This window comes from Streptomyces sp. NPDC019443 (genome assembly GCF_044389785.1).
GTDB lineage: Bacteria > Actinomycetota > Actinomycetes > Streptomycetales > Streptomycetaceae > Streptomyces.
This window is the reverse complement of the sequence record NZ_JBIRYJ010000007.1, coordinates 136922-155181: the sequence shown is the minus strand read 5'-3', so window position 1 is coordinate 155181 and position 18260 is coordinate 136922. Positions and strand designations below refer to the sequence as shown.

Sequence of the window (18260 nt, the reverse complement as noted above, 5' to 3'; positions counted from 1 at the left end):
GAGGTTTCTGCGGTACCGACGGGGCACGGGGGCCTGCCCGGGTCCGCGCCGCTGACCGAGTCTGACCGTCCGGGACCGGCCGCGACCGAGCGCGGCCGACTGCCGTCACAGGTATGGCCGTCTCTCCCCTTGCGCAGGATGCTGTGGCACAAGGGGCTGAAACGGGGACAACGGGGAGGGGCGGGCCATGCCGCAGATGAGTGTGCATCCGTACCGGGAAATCACCTTCGACAAGGACGGCGACGTCGACACCGCGCAGCGCGAGCGACTGGCCGAAATGGACGTCACCGATCTGGTCATGTTCGCGCATGGATGGAACAACTCGCCCGCCATCGCGAACCGGCTGTACTCGGCCTTCTTCGCGCCGTTCCCGGGGCTGCTGGCGGCCACTCCCGAGGTGCGGCTCGGATATGCGGGCGTCGTATGGCCGTCCATGAGGTTCACGGACGAGCCGATCCCCGACTTCCAGCCGTCGGCCGCCGGCCCGCTGCCGGGCTCCGGTCTCGACAAGGCGACGCGGGACGCTCTGGTCGAGCTGTTCCCCGGACACAACGGGACAGTGGCGCGGCTGGCCCAACTGCTCGACGAACAGCCCGAGTCCGAGGAGGCGTTCGCGGAGTTCGGCGCACTGGCACGGCAGTTGGCCGAGGCACCGCACGGCGGTCTGGAGGCCTGCTTCAGCGAGGATCTGCCGTATGACGAGCAGGGCCCGCCCGCCGTGCTGTACGAGGACGCCCTGACGATGTGCCGGAGGTTCGCGCTGGCGCTGGAGGAGACCGGTGAGGTGACCGAGAAGGAGCCCGCCCTCTCGTCCTTCTCCTTCGGTGACGGGCTCAAGAAGGTGTGGAAGGGCGCGAAGGAGCTGCTGCGACAGACGACGTACTACGCGATGAAGCGGCGCTCCGGGACGGTCGGCGAGCTGGGCCTGGGACCGCTGCTCGGACAGCTGGCCCGGTCGTCCCCCGATGTGCGGGTGCATCTGGTCGGCCACAGCCAGGGGGCGCGGCTGGTGTCGTTCGCGCTGCGCGGACTGCCCGACGGGGTACGCAACGTGAAGTCGCTGACGCTCCTTCAGGGAGCGTTCTCGCACTATGCGTTCGCGCAGAGCCTGCCGCACTCGACGCACAGCGGCGGAGCTCTGCGCGCCATGGAGCAGCGGGTCGACGGTCCCGTGGTGGCCTGCTATTCACGGCACGACAGTGCGCTCGGGGTGATCTATCCGCTGGCGTCGAGCCTGGCCGGGGACGACGCGAGTGCGGTCGGGCTCGACAAACGCTGGTGGGCGATGGGGCACAACGGCATCCAGGCCGTCCGGCCGCTGGTCCGGCTCACCCTGGAGGAGGCGCTGCGGCAGGGCATTCCCGGCTCGGGGTGCGTCAGTGTGGACACGGCGTCGGTGGTGCGGCGCGGCGGGCCGCCGTCGGGTGCGCACAGCGACATCTGCCATGAGGAGCTGGCCCGGGTGGTGCTGGCCGCGGGCCGCGTCGGGCGCTGAGTCGCCACTCAACGCCCCTGCGGCCCATGGCTGTTGTCACCTGTGGGACGGGAATTCGACGACCTGCTGATACGTCGGCCGGTTCTGCCGGCTGATAGCCGGGTGGGTGATGCCGCCGAGCGCACGGTGGATGATCGCGTCCGAGCACCACTGTTCCCCGGCCTTGCAGCTGTCGTCGGCGGGGTAGACCTCGGGGGTCGCCGCCGAGCCCCGGTTTGAACTCGGCCTCGATCATCAGTGGCCACCAGGCGTCCATGAGGCGCACGGCGCCCGGTGGGTGTACCTGTGCGAGCAAAGGTCGCCGTCGGCTGCGGTTGCGGTGGGGGCTGCGGTGTTGGCGGCCGCGGCCTGCGGCAGGCGGACCGGCAGACCGGCAGACCGGCAGACCGGCGGCGAACGCGAACACCGCGGCGGCAGGGGCAGTTTTGAGTCTTCCCGTGCGTCGTCGCATGGATGCTCCTCGGGGAGGCCGATGCGCGGGACGTTACTGACGGTAAGGCTCGCGAGTAAGGTGAGCATGCGTCACCTTTTCCGAATCACGACACCGCTGTCCGTTTTCGTCAACTGGCGTGCGGTCAGGGCGGATGACGTGCGTTGCGCCTGGTCACGCCGACGAAATGAAGATCGAACCTCTCCTCGCCACGCCCGGCACCATGGGCGAAATCCGGCTGATGGCCGCCATCGAATTTTCGATGGAGCCGGATCGGGCACACGTACGTCCATTCCATGACGCCGATGTACGAGCGACGGAGGTGGCAGGGCGATGGCCGGTTTCCGGAGTCTTGCGAGACAGGTGCGCGACGCGCGGTGTGATCTGGCGCTCAGGCGCTATTCGCTGCGCAAATGCCTGGAGCGATTTGCCCCCTATGGGCACCGGGCGACCTGGGATCATCTGTGCGCGAGGCACAGCATCGAGCCCGAGGACCGTGCGCCCGATCCGGCGCGGCTGGTGGCCGCGCTCGAGGAACTGGAGCAGGCGCGGGCGGTCTGGCTCGCGTACGAAGAGGGTTTCGCGGACCGCCGCAAGCGCGAGAAGCACGACGGGCTGCGGCGGCCGGCGTCCATCGACGACTGGCACCGGCGGACCTGGGGCGGGAACGGCGTCGCGCGCTGCGACAGGCCGACCGCGCATCCTTCGGCGCCGCTCGACGAGGTGCTGCGGCGGCTGATAGCGGCACTGGAGACGGAACCGGGAGTGGCATGCCCGGTGTGCGGGGGGACGCACATCGTTTGGCGGCAGGATCTGGCGAACGAGCCGTGGTTCGGGCCGGTGTGCACGGGCTGCGGCATTGTCGTGCCGCAGCCCGTTCTGACGTCCGAGGCCATGGCCGCGGCCAAACGGGCGGGGCGCAAGGAACTGGCGTCGGTCGCCTGAGGCGCGCGGGGGCGTCGACCCAGTCGCTGAGCCCCCGCGTTGTCAGTGGCGTTGTCAGTGGCATCGACGGTGGCGCTGTCATTGGCGTTGTCATTGGCGGCTGGCACCATCGACGGCGTGATTCAGGCCTGCGTGAACGGACCCCGTTCGGCCAGTGACGGCGTCGCCGTGCCGCTGTCGCCCGGGGCGATGGCCGAGTCGGCGGCGGAAGCCGTCGCGGCCGGCGCCGCCGAGGTGCATGTGCACCCCAAGACGCCGTGCGGCGACGACACCCTGTCGCCGCGCGCCCTGGCCGAGTTGCTCATGGCGATACGGGCCGTGGTGGACGTTCCCGTCGGGGTGACCACGGGCGCCTGGGCGGAGCCCGATCCCGACCGCCGGGTGGAGCGCGTCCGCTCCTGGACGGTGCTGCCCGACTACGCCTCGGTGAACTGGCACGAGCCGGGCGCGGAGTTGGTCGCGGCCGCCCTGCTGGAGCGCGGCGTCGGCGTGGAGGCGGGCCTGTGGTCGGGGACCGACGGACCGCGGCGCTTTCTGGCGTCCCCGCTGGCCCCGCGTGTGCGGCGGGTGCTCGCCGAGGTGGTGGACACCGATCCCGGCACGGCGGAGGAGTCGGCGCGCTCGCTCCTTGCCGAGCTGGGCACGGCCCATGGGATACCGCTGCTGCTGCACGGCGAGGACGGCGGGGCGTGGCCGGTGCTCCGGCTCGCGCGGCAGTGGGGTCTGGACACCCGGATCGGCCTGGAGGATGTGCTCTTCCTGCCGGACGGGCGGCGTGCCGCGACCAACGCCGAACTGGTGCGCGCGGCCCGGGACGTCGCGGATATTCGGTGGCCGCGGGTTGGCCGCGACCCGCACAGTGGTTGCGGAAGTCCGTAACCGAGGAGACGCCGATGTCCACGCTGCGTGTCACCGCAGAACTGCTGACCGTCCACGAGCACCCGAATGCCGACGCGCTCGAGCTGGCCCAGGTGGGTCTGTACCGCGCGGTCGTCGCCAAGGGGGCTTACCGCAGTGGTGACGCGGCCGTCTACATCCCGGAACAGGCCGTGCTCCCGGCCGGGTTGATCGAGGAACTCGGGCTGACCGGGCGGCTGGCCGGGAAGGCCTCGGACCGGGTCAAGGCGGTGCGGCTGCGCGGCGAGCTGTCGCAGGGCATCGTGTGCCGGCCGCGGGCGCTGGCGGATGTCGACCTGCTGCGGGCGGCCGCCGACGGCACGGACTTCGCCGAGCTGCTCTCGATCACCAAGTGGTCGCCACCGATCCCGCCCACGATGGACGGGGAGGTGGAGACCGCGCCCGATCTGCTGCCATGGGTCGACATCGAGAACATCCAGCGCTACCCAGACATCTTCACGCCCGGCGAGCCGGTGGTCCTGACCGAGAAGCTGCACGGCTCGGCCTGCCTGCTGACGTACAGCGTCGCGGACGGCGGGAAGGTCCAGGTGTCGTCGAAGGGCTTCGGCGCGAAGGGCCTCGCGCTCACGGCGGACCCGCGCAATCTCTACTGGCGCGCGGTACTCGCCCATGACGTCCCGGCGATCGCGGCACGCCTCGCCGAGAAGCTGGGAGCGAGCCGGGTCGGGCTCTTCGGCGAGGTGTACGGCGCGGGGGTGCAGGACCTGGGCTATGGGGCCAACGCCCGTTCCGAGGCGCTGGGTTACGCGGTCTTCGACGTATCGGCGGAGATATCCGGCCAGATCCGCTGGCTGGACCCGGCAGAGCTGCTGGAGGGCGAACTGCCGCTGGTGCCCCGGCTGTACGAGGGTCCGTACGACATCGGCAAGGTGCTGGAGCTGGCGAGCGGCCGGGAGACGGTGTCGGGGCGCGAGCTGCATCTGCGCGAGGGGGTCGTGATCCGCCCCGCCGTGGAGCGCCACAGCCCGGTGGTGGGCGGCAGGGCGATCGCGAAGGCAGTGAGCCCCGCGTATCTGACCCGGAAGGGCGGCACGGAGTACGAGTGAGCCCGCCGGACTGCGCGGGCCCGCCCACGGGGGTGCGGGCCCGCGCACGATCCGCGGAAAGGGTGGGCCCGGCACGGGGGTGCGGGCCCACCTTTCACGTCGTGCGCCCGCTCTCGCCCGAGTCGCCGCTCGGCGGGCCGCCCTCGCGCAGGCGCAGTCTCGCGCAGGCCGAGTCTCGCGCAGGCGCACTCCCGCCTCAGGCCCTGCCCTTCCCCGGCTTCCCGCCCTCCGGGAGCAGGCGGGAGCCCGTCATCCGGTCGCCGAAGACGTCGTCCGGGTTGGACAGTACGCAGGTCTCCAGCGAGAGGCAGCCGCAGCCGATGCAGTCGGTGAGGTGGTCGCGGAGGCGGCCGAGTTGCTGGATGCGTGCGTCGAGTTCCGTGCGCCATGCCTCGGACAGCCGCGCCCAGTCCTCCCGGTCCGGCGTGCGCTCCTCCGGGAGTTCGGCGAGGGCGGTCCTGATCGTCGCGAGGGGGATGCCAACGCGTTGCGCAGCACGGACGAAGGCGACGCGGCGCAGCGCGTCCCTGCTGTAGCGGCGCTGGTTTCCGCTGGTCCGGCGGCTGCTGATCAGGCCCTTGGACTCATAGAAGTGCAGGGCGGACACCGCCGCGCCGCTGCGCGCGGACAGCTGGCCGACCGTGAGCTCGTGAATCGTCTCGGGAATCTGTGGCACTCCTCGAAGCCTACTGGTGGTTCGCCACTGGTGGTTCGCCGCTCTTCGTTCGCCACAGATCGTTCGCCACTGGCCGCTCGCACCTCGTCGTCCGTTGACAGAGCGCCCACACCCAACCATGCTGAGCAAGCGCTTAGACACGAGCTTGAACGCTTGAGAGGCAGGGACCAGGGACATGGCTGAGCCGAGGATCTTCAACTCCGCCGACGAATTGCGCGCCGGGGTCGGCGAGCAGTTGGATTACAGCGATTGGCTGGAGATCGAGCAGAAGCGGATCGATCTCTTCGCCGAGGCCACGGGCGATCACCAGTGGATCCACGTGGACCCCGAGCGCGCGGCGAGCGGCCCCTTCGGCACGACGATCGCGCACGGCTATCTCACGCTTTCGCTGCTGCCGACCCTCATGCCGCAGGTCATGCGCGTCGAGGGCATGAAGATGGGCATCAACTACGGGTCCAACAAGGTCCGCTTCCCCGCCCCCGTGCCGGTGGGCTCGCGGCTGCGCGCCACAGCGGTCCTGCAGAACGTCGAGGACGCGGGAGGCGGCGTGCAGGTGACCGCCCTCGTCACGGTCGAGCGCGAGGGCGGCGACAAGCCGGTGTGCGTGGCCGAGTCGGTGTCCCGCTACTTCTTCTGAGCGCCGACCATACGCAGGACGAGGTCGGCGTAGAGAGCGCCGACCTCGTCGGGCGTCCGGCGTCCCTTGGTGCTGAACCAGCGCGCCACGTCGATGCAGAGCGACAGCACCGCGACCGTGGTGCCGGGAATGTCCGGGACGTCGAACTCCCCCGACTCCACACCGTCGCGCAGAATCCCGCGCACGACGGCGTCGCTCCGGCGTCGCAGCTCAAGGATCTCCGTACGGTGGTCGTCAGAGAGCGCGTCGATCTCGTACTGCACCACATGCGCGGTGTCGTGCCGCCCGGCGTGCCAGCGTACGAACGAGCTCACCGCGTCGGCGAGCCGCTCGGAGGGTGTGCCTTCGGCGTCCGCCGCCGCCGAAAGGATCTCCAGGGCCTTGTCGTGCCCGATCCGACTGATCCGGTGGAGCAGCTCTTCCTTTGTCTTGTAGTGGATGTAGAGCGCGGCAGGGCTCATCCCCGCGCGGCCCGCGATGTCCCGGGTCGTCGTCGCGTGATAGCCCCGCTCGGCGAAGGCCCCGACGGCGGCGACGAGCAGCTTCTTCGCCGCCTCGGGCGTGACCTCGTCCCACGGCATGTCCTCGCCCGCCGTGTCCTCCGCCGTACTCATCGCTCGCCCCTTCCGTTCAGCAGAAGGCACACCTTACCCCGCCAGTGAGCAAGCGCTTAGCGATTGCGGTCAGGGCTTGCGGTTCAGAGCTTGCGGTCAGAGCTTCTGGAAGGGGTCGTGTTCGGCGAGCATCTTCTCCAGCCTGGCCTGGTCGACGCGGCTGACGATCTGCCCGGCCTCCTGACGATCCCTGATCACCTTGGCCAGGGTGAACGCCGAGGTCGTGAGATAGAGGACGGCGATGGCGAGAAAGCCGCGCACCCAAGCGTCCGCGTCGAGATAGAGGATGCCCAGGCCGACGGCCGCCAGGGCCACGGCGAAGGAGGCGACTGACTGTCCGTAGAAGGCCGTCGTGCTCTGCTGCTTGACCGGTGTCTCACTCATGCCGCCAGGATCAGCCACTGTGGCCGGAGCCACATCCGCTCCCGTACTCACTCACCTACTCAGAGGCTCAGGGGACTCAGGGGCTCAGAAGGCAGAGACTCCGGTCAGCGCGCGGCCGATGATCAGTTTCTGTATCTGGCTGGTGCCTTCGTAGAGGGTCATCACACGGGCGTCGCGCAGCAGCTTGCCGACCGGATACTCGTCGATGTAGCCGTAGCCGCCGAAGACCTGCAGTGCGTTGTTGGCCGCGCGCACTGCCGCCTCGGAGGCGAAGAGCTTGGCCTGGGACGCGGCGGTGGCGAAGTCCTCGCCGCGGTCGATCAGGTCGGCTACCCGCCAGGTCAACAGGCGGGCCGCGGCCACGTCGACGGAGATGTCGCTGATCAGCTCCTGGACCAGCTGATACGAGGCGATGGACTTGCCGAACTGCTCGCGCTCTCCGGCATAGCCGACTGCCGCGTCGAGGGCGGCCTGCGCGATGCCGACGCAGCCCGCCGCGACCGACATCCGCCCCTTGGCGAGCGCGGACATGGCGATGGAGAAGCCCTTGCCCTCGGGCCCGAGCATGGTGGCGGGCGGCACCCGGACGCCGTCGAGCACCAGCTCGGCGGTGGCCTGGCCGCGCAGGCCGAGCTTTCCGTGGATGGTGCGGCGGGTCAGCCCAGGTGTGTCCGTGGGCACCAGGAAGGCGGAGACGCCTCTGTGTCCGGGCGTGTCATTGGTACGGGCGAACAGGAGCACCACATCGGCCCAGGTGCCGTTGGTGATGAACATCTTCGAGCCGTTGATGACGTAGTCGTCGCCGTCACGCACGGCCTTGGTGGTCAGATTTCCGGCGTCGGACCCGGTCCCCGGCTCGGTGAGCCCGAAACAGCCGAGTGCCTCGCCGGTCGTGAGCCGCGGCAGCCAGTGGCGCTTCTGCGTCTCGTCGCCCCACGCGGCGACAGCCTTGGTGACCAGACCCAGCGATACGGACACGATGCCGCGCACCGATGAGTCGCCGCGTCCGAGCTCCTCGGTGACCAGGCAGTACGCGAGATGATCGCCGCCCGAGCCGCCGTACTCCTCATCGATCGTGAGCCCGAGGAAGCCGAGCGCGCCCAGCTTCTTCACGATCGACCTGTCGACACTCTCGGCACGGTCCCACTCGACGACGTTCGGGGTGATCTCGCGGTCGACGAAGTCCTTGGCCAGCTGCCGCACGGCTGCCTGCTCCTCGCTGAGCTCCAGGTTCATGCGCCCCACCCACTTTTAACTATCACTGCTAGTTTCTTGTTGGCAGGCCTACTATGTGCCGCATGGCCCGCCCGCGCAAGCCCCTCCTCAGCAGAGAACGCATCGTCGAGACGGCGAGCGCGCTCGTGGACGCCGAGGGTCTCGACGCCGTCTCCACCCGACGGCTCGCGGCCGAGCTCGGCGTCAGCGGCCCCTCTCTCTACAACCACTTCCGCAACAAGGACGAGATCCTCGACGCCGTCGCCGACGCGGTCAGCGCGCAGGTCGACCTCTCGATGTTCGAGGAGGACGACGAGCGCGACTGGCGCACCGCGCTGCACGACTGGGCCGTCTCCTACCGCGCGGCCCTGACCGCCCACCCCAACACCGTCCCGGTCCTGGCCCGCGGCCCAGGACGCCGCCCGGCCGGCCTCCGGGTGGCCGACGCGGTCTTCGGCGCGATGGTCCGCGCGGGCTGGCCACCGGCCCAGGCGACGTACATCGGCGCCCTGATGCGGTACTTCATCACCGGCTCGGCGCTCGGCTCCTTCGCCCGGGGCTTCGTCGACGACGAGACGGCGTACGACCCGGCCGACTATCCACACCTCGGCCAGGCACATCTGCTGGCCGAGCGGCAGCAGAAGGTGGACGAGGGTGCGTTCGAGACCGGGCTGCGCGCGCTCATCGACGGCCTGGCCGTGCAGTACGAGGCGCTGGCTCGCGCCTGACCCGCGCGGCGTACGGGACGCTTCGGCCGCCGCCGAACGATGATTGGCGGAACCTGGAGACATGCAATCCAGAGACCTCGCCGCCCTGGCCGCGCTCCTCGCCGACGAGACGCGTGCCGCCTTCTGTCTCGCGCTGCTCGACGGGCGCGCCTGGACCGCCGGCGAGCTCGCGCGGCAGTCGCGCGTGGCGCCGTCGACCGCCAGCGAGCATCTGGGCAAGCTCGTCGCGGGTGGTCTGCTCGCCGAGGAGCGGCAGGGGCGGCACCGCTATGTGCGCCTCGCCGACGAACGCGTTGCGCATCTCGTCGAGGAACTCGCCTCGCACTCCACGCCCGCGCCGGACGGGCCTGCCGGAACGCTGCGGGCGGCGAGCACGCGCAGCGCCATGGCCCGGGGGCGTACCTGCTACGACCATCTCGCCGGGCGGCTGGGCATCGCGATCACCGAGGCGATGACCGCGCGCGGGCTGCTGCACCAGGACACGGGATTCGCGCTGACCTCCCAAGGGGTGGGCTGGTTCGGCGAGTTGGGGCTCCCGCTGGAGCGGAAGGGGCGGCGGCCGCTCGTACGGTCGTGCCTGGACTGGACCGAGCGCAAGCCGCATCTCGCGGGGACCGCGGGTGCCGAACTGTGCCGCCATGCGCTGGAGGCCGGCTGGTGCGTACGGATCGGGTCCGAGCGGGCCGTGAAGGTGACCGCGGACGGCGAGCGGGCGCTGCACGACCTGCTCGGCATCGAGCCGGGGATATTGCGGTGAGCGCCGAAGGGTCGAAGCCGTACGGTCGGCCCATGACGAACCTCTCGCCCTCCGCCACCCGTTCGCAGTGGCCCGCCCTGGCCGCCGCGGGCGTCACCGTCGTCCTGTGGGCCTCCGCCTTTGTGTCGATCCGCAGCGCCGGTGAGGCGTACTCCCCCGGCGCGCTCGCCCTCGGGCGGCTGCTCGCCGGGTCCCTGGCTCTCGGCTGCGTCCTGCTGATCCGGCGCGAGGGGCTTCCGCCGCGTCCCGCCTGGCCCGGGATCGCCATATCCGGGCTGCTCTGGTTCGGCGTCTACATGGTGGTCCTCAACTGGGGCGAGCAGGAGGTCGACGCGGGCACGGCCGCGATGGTCGTGAACATCGGCCCGGTCCTTATCGCGCTGCTCGGCGCGCGGCTGCTGGGCGAGACGCTGCCGCCGCGGCTGCTGGCCGGGATGGCGGTGTCCTTCGCGGGAGCGGTGACCGTGGGACTTTCGATGTCGGGCAAGGGAAGCGCCTCCACGCTGGGAGTGCTGCTGTGCCTGCTGGCGGCGGTGGGGTACGCGGGCGGGGTGGTGGGGCAGAAGCCGGCGCTGGCGCATGCGAGCGCGCTCCAGGTGACGACGTTCGGCTGTCTGGTCGGTGCGGTGGCCTGTCTGCCGTTTGTCGGGCAACTGGTCTCCGAGGCGGAGCGGGCGCCGCTGTCGGCCACGCTCAACATGGTCTACCTGGGCGTGTTCCCGACCGCGCTGGCGTTCACGACCTGGGCGTACGCCCTGGCCCGTACGACCGCGGGACGGATGGGCGCGACGACGTATGCCGTACCGGCGCTGGTCGTGCTGATGTCGTGGCTGGCGCTGGACGAGGTGCCGGGCTGGCTGACTCTGGCGGGCGGCGCGCTGTGCCTGGCCGGAGTGGCCGTCTCGCGCAGCCGGTCCCGGCGAGTGGCCGCCCCGGCCAAGCCGGTCACACCGGTCGTCGCGCCGTCGGAGACCGCAACGAGTGCGCGGGAGACCGGCGCGTCCGACGTCGGGGGCCGTCAGGGCTGATCTGTGGCCTCCCGCAGCTTTGCCAGCCTCGGCAGGCCACCCTGCTCGTGCAGGCGGAGGGTGGTGATCCGCTCCGGATAGCAGCGCATGAACATACGGGTGAAGTGGGTGCCGTAGTGCAGCCGGTTCTCGTCGTCCGGCACGACCGCGGCGCCTTCGCTGTGCGCGTGCGGCAGCGGTTCCACCCAGGCCTGGAAGTTGGGCTCGTGGAAGTACGCCATGGCATAGCGCTCGCGGTCGGCAAGCCTGACCTTGTGCGGGGTGGACAGCAGATAGCCGCCGGTGAGGAGCTGGAGGATGTCGCCGGGGAAGACGGTCAGGGTGCCGGGGACCGGGTCGACGAAGGTCCAGGGCTGCTCGTTCTCGTACATCCCGGCGCTGCTCTCGTTCTCCAGCCAGTTCCGGTTGCGGTGTTCACCAGCGACCGGCGGCCGGATCCAGAGCCCGCCGACATCGTCCTGCGCGGCGATGACGAGCAGTCCGTAGTCGGTGTGGGCGCCGATACCCCGGCTGCTCGCCCGCGATTCGGCGGGGAAGCGCAGGACGCGCATATGGTGCCAGCCTTCGTAGGTGAGCGTGGTGAGTGCGGCAGGGTCCTCCAGACCCAGGCCGAGCGCCGTGAGGCCGAGCAATGTCTCGCCCAGGGAGCCCAGTTCGGTCATGAAGGCTTGCATGGACTGCTTGTACGCGTCGTCCGGCCAGGGCACCGGGCCGTGACAGGGCCAGCCGTCCACCGACCGGATGTCGTTCCGGGAGACGTCCTTGCAGACCGTGAAGATCTCCGAGTAATCGGCCTCGCCCGCGGTGACCTCCTCACCGGAGGCGATGTACCCGCTGTAGCTGGTGGCGCTTACGTGGCGGGTCTTGTCCTCCAGCGGTCTCGCGAAGAACTTTTTGCTCGACTTGATGGCCCAGTCGGCGATCTGCCGCCCGGCCGGGTCGGTGGCCAGGTAGAAGATTCCATAGGTCCGCCAGGCATCCACCATCGCAAGCCCCAGGGCCCGGTCCGCGGGTGATCCGGTGACGGATTCCGGCAGTTGGAAGACAGGCAGGTCGGCCATTGCGGTCCTCGCATCTCGCTCGTGAGTGAATGCGGCCGCCCCGCGGGGGAAGAAGGGACGGCCGCACACAGGGGTCTCACGTGCGTGAATCGGGACCGGTTCACTCCTGGGCGACGGCCCCTTCGGCAGTCCGGGCGGCGGCCCGAGCAGCCAGAATCTTGATCGAGACGAGAGCGACGACAGCGAGGCCGATGATGTAAGCGGAGACAGCCATCGACGTGCCGGTGGCCTCCAGGAGGAGGACCATCATGAACGGGGCCAGTCCGCCGCCGAACACCGCCGCGATCTGGTAGCCGAGCGAGGCTCCCGTGTAGCGCATCTCCGCGGTGAACAGCTCGGCGAAGAGCGCGGCCTGCGGGCCGTACATGATGCTCAGGAAACAGCTGGTGACGAAGGTCCCGACGCCCAGCCAGAGCAGCGACTTGGTGTCGATCAGCAGGAACATCGGGATCGCCCAGACAAGCAGGCCGACCGCGCCGAATGCATAGATACGCAGCCGCCCGATGCGGTCGGAGAGCGCGGCCGCCGCGGGTATCAGCGCCAGTTGGGTGATGCTGACGCAGAGCGAGACGGTGAGCACGGCGCTGCGCTTCATGTCGAGTTCGCGGGTCGCGTAGTCGAGCACGCCGGTGATGATGATGTAGAAGGTCGCGGTGTTGACCGCGAACGAGCCGCCGGCCAGGAAGACAGTGCCGAGGTGCTCCCGCAGGATCGTGCGCAGCGGCGAGCGGGGTTCACTCTTCTCCTGTGCGGCGAGGGCGCGTTCGGCCTCGCGGAATGCGGGGGTCTCCTCGACCCGGGTGTGGATGAACCAGGCGAGTGCGAGCACCAGGAAGCCGACGAAGAAGGGGACGCGCCAGCCCCAGGCGGCGAAGGAGGAGTCGCTGGTGACTGCTCCGGCGACCAGGAAGACGGTGTTGGCGCTCACCACGCCGATGGGGACGCCGAGTTGGACGAGGCTGCCGTACAGCCCGCGCTTGCCCTCGGGGGCGTACTCCGTGGCCATCAGCATCGCGCCGCCCCACTGGGCGCCGACCGCGATGCCCTGGACAACGCGGAACAGCACCAGCAGGACGGGGGCGGCGATGCCGATGGTCTCGTACGTCGGGAGCAGTCCGATTCCGACGGTGGCGAGGCCCATCAGGACCAGCGCGAGGACCAGCATCGGCTTGCGGCCGCGCTTGTCGCCGAGCTGGCCCGCGATGATGCCGCCGACGGGGCGGGCGAGGAAGCCGACGGCGAAGGTGGCGAAGGCGGCGAGCACGCCGGCGGACGAGCTGCCGGCGGGGAAGTACAGATCGCCGAGGACGAGGGCGGCCGCGATGCCGAAGACGAAGTAGTCGTACCACTCGACGGCGGAGGCGAGGGCGGCGGCGGTGGCCACGCGGCGGCGACGGGGATCGGTGGGGGTGGGGGCGGTGAGTGATGGGGCCGTGTCCATGTTGTGCACACTCCGGTGGGTGCGGGGACGAGGAGTGCGGGGACCATACCGACCAGTGGGTATGGGGTCAACGGTTTGCGCAGGCGGTTGGCTTTCCCCCACCCCGCCCCGCCCCGTAACCGGGGACAAGCCCCCGGGCCCCCGACGCCCTTCGGGCGTTGCCCTCAATCGCCGGACGGGCTTGATTTCCCGTCGGCGATTGAGGCGCGGGGTCCGGGGCAGAGCTCCGGAAATCAGCCCCGCGGAGCCCCGGTCAGAAGACGACCAGCGCCCGGCCGCCCCTGCCCGCGAGCATGTCGTCGAACGCCGCGGGAATCCCGGCGAGTCCGATCCGCGCGGTCACCAGGCCGCCCAGGTCCAGGCGGCCCGCGCGAATGTGGTCCGCCAGCACCGGCAGGTCTCGGGCCGGGTCGCTGTTGCCGTACACGCAGCCGGAGAGCGTACGGCCCCAGTGGAAGATCTCCAGCGCGTTGAACGTGACCTGCTGGTCCTTGCCCCCGATGCCGACGACCGTGGTGCGGCCGCCGCGGCGGGTGGATTCCCAGGCGGTGCGGATGGTGGCGGCCCTGCCCACGCACTCGATCGCGACGTCCGCGCCCTGGCCGCCGGTGAGCGCCCTGATCTGCTTGGCGGTGGCGTCGGAGGCGACGACGTACTCCGTCGCGCCTGCCTGCCGCGCCAGCTCCTCCTTCTCCGGGGACACATCGACGGCGATGATCGTCGACGCGCCCGCGATCCTTGCGGACTGAAGGGTGGCGAGGCCGACGCCGCCGACGCCGAAGACCACCACCGACTCGCCCGCGCGGACGCGCGCGGAGTGGTGGATCGCGCCGTACCCGGTGAGGACCGCGCAGCCGAGCAGCGCGGCGTCGGTGAGCGGGACGCCGTCCGGGACCGGCAGGACGCAGTTCGCACCGACGACGCTCTCCTCGGCGAAGGCCGCGACGTTCAGACCGGGGTGCAGCTCGGCGCCTCCCCCAGCCTCCGGCCGGGGGGACCCCCATCTCACTGCGCTCGCGGTGCGGGCGTAGACGCTTGCCGCGCCCGCCAGCGCGTTGGCGCACAGCCAGACCTCGCCGATCCGGCAGTGGTGGCAACTCCCACAGGAGGGAGCCCAGTTGAGGACAACCCCGTCGCCGACGGCGACATGGGTGACCCCCTCGCCGACGGAGATGACCGTGCCCGCACCTTCGTGGCCGAGGACGCAGGGCGTCGGCACGCGCATCGTGCCGTTGGACAGGGACAGATCGGAGTGGCAGACCCCGGCGGCGGCGAGGCGCACCCGCACCTGGCCGGGGCCGGGCTCGGGCAGTTCGATGTCGGTGATCTCCAGCGGGGAGCCGACGGCGGGCAGTACGGCAGCACGGACCATGATGCGTGAGACTCCCGGCTCAGAACTGGAGGGACTTGGTCTGGAGATACTCCGACAGACCGTGCGGGCCGAGCTCGCGGCCCACACCCGATTGCTTGTAACCGCCGAACGGGGCAAGGGGGTTGAACCGGCCGCCGTTGATGTCGACCTGTCCGGTGTCCATCCGGCGGGCGAAGGCGACGGCCTCCGCCTCGTCGGCCGCCCAGACCGCGCCCGCGAGGCCGTAGACCGTACCGTTGGCGATACGGAGCGCGTCGTCCTCGTCCGCGTACTCGATCAGGGAGACGACCGGGCCGAAGATCTCCTCCTGGGCGATGGTCATCTCCGGGGTGACATCGGCGAAGACGGTGGGGCTGACGTAGTAGCCCGTCTCGTGCGGGGCGGCGGGACCGCCCGCGACAAGGCGGGCGCCCTCGGCGACGCCCTTCTCGATGTAGCCGCGTACGCGCTGCTGCTGCTTGGCGTTGACCAACGGGCCGACCCGCTCGCCCGGTACGTATTTGGCGACCGCGGCAGCCGCCAGTGCCACCGCCTCCTCGTACTGGTCCTTGTGGACCAGCATCCGGGTCCACGCGCTGCACGTCTGGCCGGAGTTGGACATCACGTTGGCGATGCCGACGTTGACGGCCTTGGCCAGGTCGGCGCTCGGCAGGATGACATTGGCGGACTTGCCGCCGAGCTCCAGTGCGACCCGCTTGACGGCTGCCCCTGCCGTGGCGCCGATCTGCCTGCCGACCGCGGTGGAGCCGGTGAAGGAGACGAGATCCACGTCCTCGTGCGCGGCGAGGGCCTGTCCGGCGACCGGGCCGAGGCCCGTCACCAGGTTGAACACCCCGGCGGGCAGTCCGGCCTCGTCGACGGCCTCGGCGAAGAGCTGCGCGGTCAGCGGGGTGTCCTCGGCGGGCTTGAGGACCACGGTGCAGCCCGCCGCGAGAGCGGGGCCCACCTTGGCGACGACCTGGTGCAGCGGGTAGTTCCAGGGCGTGATGGCGCCGACCACGCCGACCGGCTCCAGCAGCACGGTGGAGTTGCCGATCTTCTCCTCGAAGGAGTAAGAGGCGGCCAGCTCCGCGTACGAGCCGGCGACCAGGATCGGCACGCCCGCATGGACCGTCTGCGACAGGGCGAGCGGCGCGCCCAGCTCGGCGGTGACGGTCTCGGCGATCTCGTCCGCGCGGGCCACAAGCACGTCGCGCAGTGCGGCGATCCTTGCCGCGCGCTCGGCCGGCCCGGTGGCGGCCCAGCCGGGGAACGCGGCGCGGGCGGCGCGCACGGCGGCGTCGACGTCCTCGGCCGTGCCGGCCGGGACATGGCCGATGACCTGCTCGTCCGCCGGGTTCACCACAGCGATGGTGTCCGGGCCTGCGGCTGGCCGCCACTGGCCGCCGATGTACATCCCGTCGTGGGCCTTCATCGCACTCCTCCAGAACCTGCGGTAGTCGTCCACACCCCAAACTAGCGGTGTTAGTTTTTGGACGCCAGGGGCACCTGGAGCGTAGCCGGGACCCTCAGGCGTCCAGGCCAGGGAGGTCCGTCGGAGCAGGGCAGATCCTGCGGCCGTGGTGGTCGAAGACATACAGATGGGCGAGATCGACGAGAAGCGGCACCTGAGCGCCGGTACGCAGCCGCACATCGGGTCCGGTCCGCACGACGAGATCGCTCGCGGCGACGGGCGGGCGCTCGGCGGCGATGGTACGAGGCCCCGGCTCCGGGTCGTCGAGCGCCACCACCGGCCCAGAGACATGGGCGAACGCGCGCTCCCTGATCCGGGTCAGGACGCTCGGGCCGCCGCTTCTGCTTCTGCGCCTTCGCGCGGGGACCTGCGGCCTGGGCGACTCCAGGTCGGCGACCACGGCGGGCCGCGAGCCGGTGTTGAAGTGCACCAGCGCCTCATGCCCCTGGTACTCCATGTGCTCGACGATCCCGGTAAGGGCGACCTCGCCGGGTCGGGCCTGGCTCGGCGGGGCGATCCGGGTGGCTTCGGAGCGCAGGCCGACGATTATCTGCCGGCCCTGCTGGATGCGGAGCAACTGGTGGTCGGCGCTGAGGGGTTCGGGCAGCGGCAGCCGCTGTTTGCCTAGGTCGATCGACATCCGGCCGTCCAGCGGCGCGTAGACGACGGCCTGCAGCAGATTGATGCGCGGCGTGCCGATGAACGCGGCGACGAAGACGTTCTCGGGCAGGGCGTACGTATCGCGTGGGGTGCTCACCTGCTGGAGTACCCCGCCGCGCATCACGGCGACCCGGTCGCCGAGCGACATCGCCTCGGCCTGGTCGTGCGTGACGTAGACCGTGGTCACCCCCAACTCGGCGGTGAGCTGGGAGATTTCGGCCCGCAGATGGTTGCGCAGCTTCGCGTCGAGGTTGGACAGCGGCTCGTCCATCAGGAAGGCGGAGGGCCGCCGGGTGATGGCCCGGCCCATCGCGACCCGCTGGCGTTCGCCGCCGGAGAGTTGGTTGGGGTAGCGGTCCAGGACGTCCTCGATGCCGAGCATCCTGGCGGTGGCCTCGACCTGCGGGTCGCAGTCCAGCCGGGGGTTCTCCAGCCGCAGCGGGAAGCCGATGTTCTGGCGGTTGGTCATGCTCGGGTAGAGCGCGAAGTTCTGGAACACCATGGCCATGCCGCGGTCGCGGGGCGGGATGTGGTTGGCGTACTCGCCGTCGAGCAGCAACTCCCCCTCGGTGATGTCCTCGAGACCGGCGATCATGCGCAGCACGGTCGACTTGCCGCAGCCCGAAGGGCCGAGCAGCACCACGAACTCCCCCGGCTCGATGTCGAGGGTAAAACGGTCGACGGCGCGAGCGGTGCGTTCGTACCTCTTGCTGACACTGCGAAGCGAGATGGCGCGACTCATATGGTTCCGCCGATGGGAAGAGGGGGAGCGACTGAGACGCCTGAAACTAGCCGACTACTCCCGGTCAGGGAATGACTCGCGCGCAGGTTGGGACTGGGCTTTTTGTACGGAGCCGTCCGCACCCGGCGGGCGTGGCAACCCACCGGCCCCGGGGCCGTGAACTCCCGGACGATCCCGGCGGACCGGCTGCCGTGTGGCCAGTCCGGCCGCTGCCAGAAGCAGTACGCCCAGGATGGCGAAGGGCGCCGCCGTGCCCGCGATGCCCGCGACCAGTCCTGCGGAGGCGGGCGCGGCGACCTGGCCGAGGCGGTTTCCGGTCAGTCTCAGGGCGGGCGCGGTCGATCGCGGGCCGGCCGGGGCGGCCTGGACGACCGTCGTCATCGACAGCGGCCGGCCGACTCCCAGACAGAAGCCGAGGACGGCGAGCATCAGGGCGAGCGCCCAGACCGGGACGGGCAGCGCGGTGCCCGCGCACAGCAGCCCGCCGGGCAGACAGGTAACGGTCATCAGCGCCGTACGGCCGAGCAGACGGATCATCGGGGTCATCACCAGGCGGCAGGCGATGCGCGTACACACCGGCGATCACACCGATCGCGCGCTCGTCCGCGCCCAGTGCCAGCGCCCGGCAGGAGACGGCAGGCCGCGCCGTCGACACCGC

Annotated in this window: 17 protein-coding genes and 1 pseudogene; 8 read left to right on the top strand and 10 right to left on the bottom strand. The window is 70.6% G+C overall.

What is annotated here, in order from left to right:
- Nucleotides 1-196 precede the first annotated feature (196 nt).
- The 4 genes from ACH492_RS23195 to ACH492_RS23180 all read left to right on the top strand — a co-directional run bounded on the left by ACH492_RS23195 (nt 197) and on the right by ACH492_RS23180 (nt 4834).
- Nucleotides 197-1495 (top strand): serine-threonine protein kinase, encoded by a 1299-nt coding sequence (locus ACH492_RS23195; protein ID WP_398989749.1) that lies wholly within the window; start codon nt 197-199, stop codon nt 1493-1495.
- A 763-nt stretch (nt 1496-2258) separates the two neighbouring features.
- Nucleotides 2259-2870: a hypothetical protein gene (locus ACH492_RS23190; protein ID WP_398989439.1), complete on the top strand. Its 612-nt coding sequence runs from the start codon at nt 2259-2261 to the stop codon at nt 2868-2870.
- Between the two features lie 117 nt (nt 2871-2987).
- Nucleotides 2988-3749, top strand: coding sequence for a 3-keto-5-aminohexanoate cleavage protein (locus tag ACH492_RS23185; protein ID WP_398989437.1), 762 nt, complete (start codon nt 2988-2990; stop codon nt 3747-3749).
- A gap of 14 nt (nt 3750-3763) precedes the next feature.
- Nucleotides 3764-4834 (top strand): RNA ligase (ATP), encoded by a 1071-nt coding sequence (locus tag ACH492_RS23180; protein ID WP_398989436.1) that lies wholly within the window; start codon nt 3764-3766, stop codon nt 4832-4834.
- A 196-nt stretch (nt 4835-5030) separates the two neighbouring features.
- On the opposite strand, the gene soxR is transcribed toward ACH492_RS23180, so the two are convergent.
- Nucleotides 5031-5510 (bottom strand): redox-sensitive transcriptional activator SoxR, encoded by a 480-nt coding sequence (soxR, locus tag ACH492_RS23175; RefSeq protein ID WP_398989434.1) that lies wholly within the window; start codon nt 5508-5510, stop codon nt 5031-5033.
- Between the two features lie 175 nt (nt 5511-5685).
- Between soxR and ACH492_RS23170 the strand changes: the two genes are divergently transcribed.
- Complete coding sequence (locus ACH492_RS23170; protein WP_398989432.1) at nt 5686-6147, top strand: MaoC family dehydratase; 462 nt, start codon at nt 5686-5688, stop codon at nt 6145-6147.
- On the opposite strand, the gene ACH492_RS23165 is transcribed toward ACH492_RS23170, so the two are convergent.
- From ACH492_RS23165 to ACH492_RS23155, 3 genes are all read right to left on the bottom strand, one after another.
- Nucleotides 6135-6761 carry a TetR/AcrR family transcriptional regulator gene (locus ACH492_RS23165; RefSeq protein ID WP_398989430.1) on the bottom strand — a complete coding sequence of 209 codons (627 nt, stop codon included), beginning with the start codon at nt 6759-6761 and terminating at the stop codon, nt 6135-6137. The genes ACH492_RS23170 and ACH492_RS23165 overlap by 13 nt on opposite strands.
- A gap of 96 nt (nt 6762-6857) precedes the next feature.
- Nucleotides 6858-7145, bottom strand: a complete 288-nt coding sequence (locus ACH492_RS23160) for a YiaA/YiaB family inner membrane protein (protein ID WP_307664432.1) — start codon at nt 7143-7145, stop codon at nt 6858-6860.
- A gap of 84 nt (nt 7146-7229) precedes the next feature.
- Nucleotides 7230-8381: an acyl-CoA dehydrogenase family protein gene (locus tag ACH492_RS23155; protein ID WP_398989427.1), complete on the bottom strand. Its 1152-nt coding sequence runs from the start codon at nt 8379-8381 to the stop codon at nt 7230-7232.
- Nucleotides 8382-8443: 62 nt separating this feature from the next.
- On the opposite strand from ACH492_RS23155, the gene ACH492_RS23150 reads away from it, so the two are divergent.
- The 3 genes from ACH492_RS23150 to ACH492_RS23140 all read left to right on the top strand — a co-directional run bounded on the left by ACH492_RS23150 (nt 8444) and on the right by ACH492_RS23140 (nt 10873).
- On the top strand, nt 8444-9088 hold the full coding sequence (locus tag ACH492_RS23150) for a TetR/AcrR family transcriptional regulator (protein WP_398989425.1): 645 nt from the start codon (nt 8444-8446) through the stop codon (nt 9086-9088).
- Between the two features lie 61 nt (nt 9089-9149).
- On the top strand, nt 9150-9845 hold the full coding sequence (locus ACH492_RS23145; RefSeq protein WP_398989423.1) for an ArsR/SmtB family transcription factor: 696 nt from the start codon (nt 9150-9152) through the stop codon (nt 9843-9845).
- Between the two features lie 32 nt (nt 9846-9877).
- Nucleotides 9878-10873, top strand: a complete 996-nt coding sequence (locus ACH492_RS23140; RefSeq protein WP_398989421.1) for a DMT family transporter — start codon at nt 9878-9880, stop codon at nt 10871-10873.
- On the opposite strand, the gene ACH492_RS23135 is transcribed toward ACH492_RS23140, so the two are convergent.
- The 6 genes and pseudogenes from ACH492_RS23135 to ACH492_RS23110 form a co-directional block, all read right to left on the bottom strand.
- Entirely contained in the window at nt 10864-11934 is a 1071-nt protein-coding gene (locus tag ACH492_RS23135) for a 2-oxoglutarate and iron-dependent oxygenase domain-containing protein (protein ID WP_398989419.1), read from the bottom strand. The genes ACH492_RS23140 and ACH492_RS23135 overlap by 10 nt on opposite strands.
- Nucleotides 11935-12034: 100 nt before the next feature.
- Nucleotides 12035-13375, bottom strand: coding sequence for an MFS transporter (locus tag ACH492_RS23130; protein ID WP_398989417.1), 1341 nt, complete (start codon nt 13373-13375; stop codon nt 12035-12037).
- A gap of 253 nt (nt 13376-13628) precedes the next feature.
- The gene (locus ACH492_RS23125) at nt 13629-14747 is read right to left on the bottom strand and encodes a Zn-dependent alcohol dehydrogenase (protein WP_398989415.1); all 1119 of its coding nucleotides are present in this window, start codon (nt 14745-14747) and stop codon (nt 13629-13631) included.
- A gap of 19 nt (nt 14748-14766) precedes the next feature.
- Nucleotides 14767-16161, bottom strand: a complete 1395-nt coding sequence (locus tag ACH492_RS23120; RefSeq protein ID WP_398989413.1) for an aldehyde dehydrogenase family protein — start codon at nt 16159-16161, stop codon at nt 14767-14769.
- A gap of 94 nt (nt 16162-16255) precedes the next feature.
- Nucleotides 16256-17602 (bottom strand): ABC transporter ATP-binding protein, encoded by a 1347-nt coding sequence (locus tag ACH492_RS23115; protein WP_398989412.1) that lies wholly within the window; start codon nt 17600-17602, stop codon nt 16256-16258.
- A gap of 54 nt (nt 17603-17656) precedes the next feature.
- Nucleotides 17657-18166, bottom strand: a pseudogene (locus ACH492_RS23110) (MFS transporter); the annotation flags it as partial.
- Between the last annotated feature and the right edge of the window lie 94 nt (nt 18167-18260).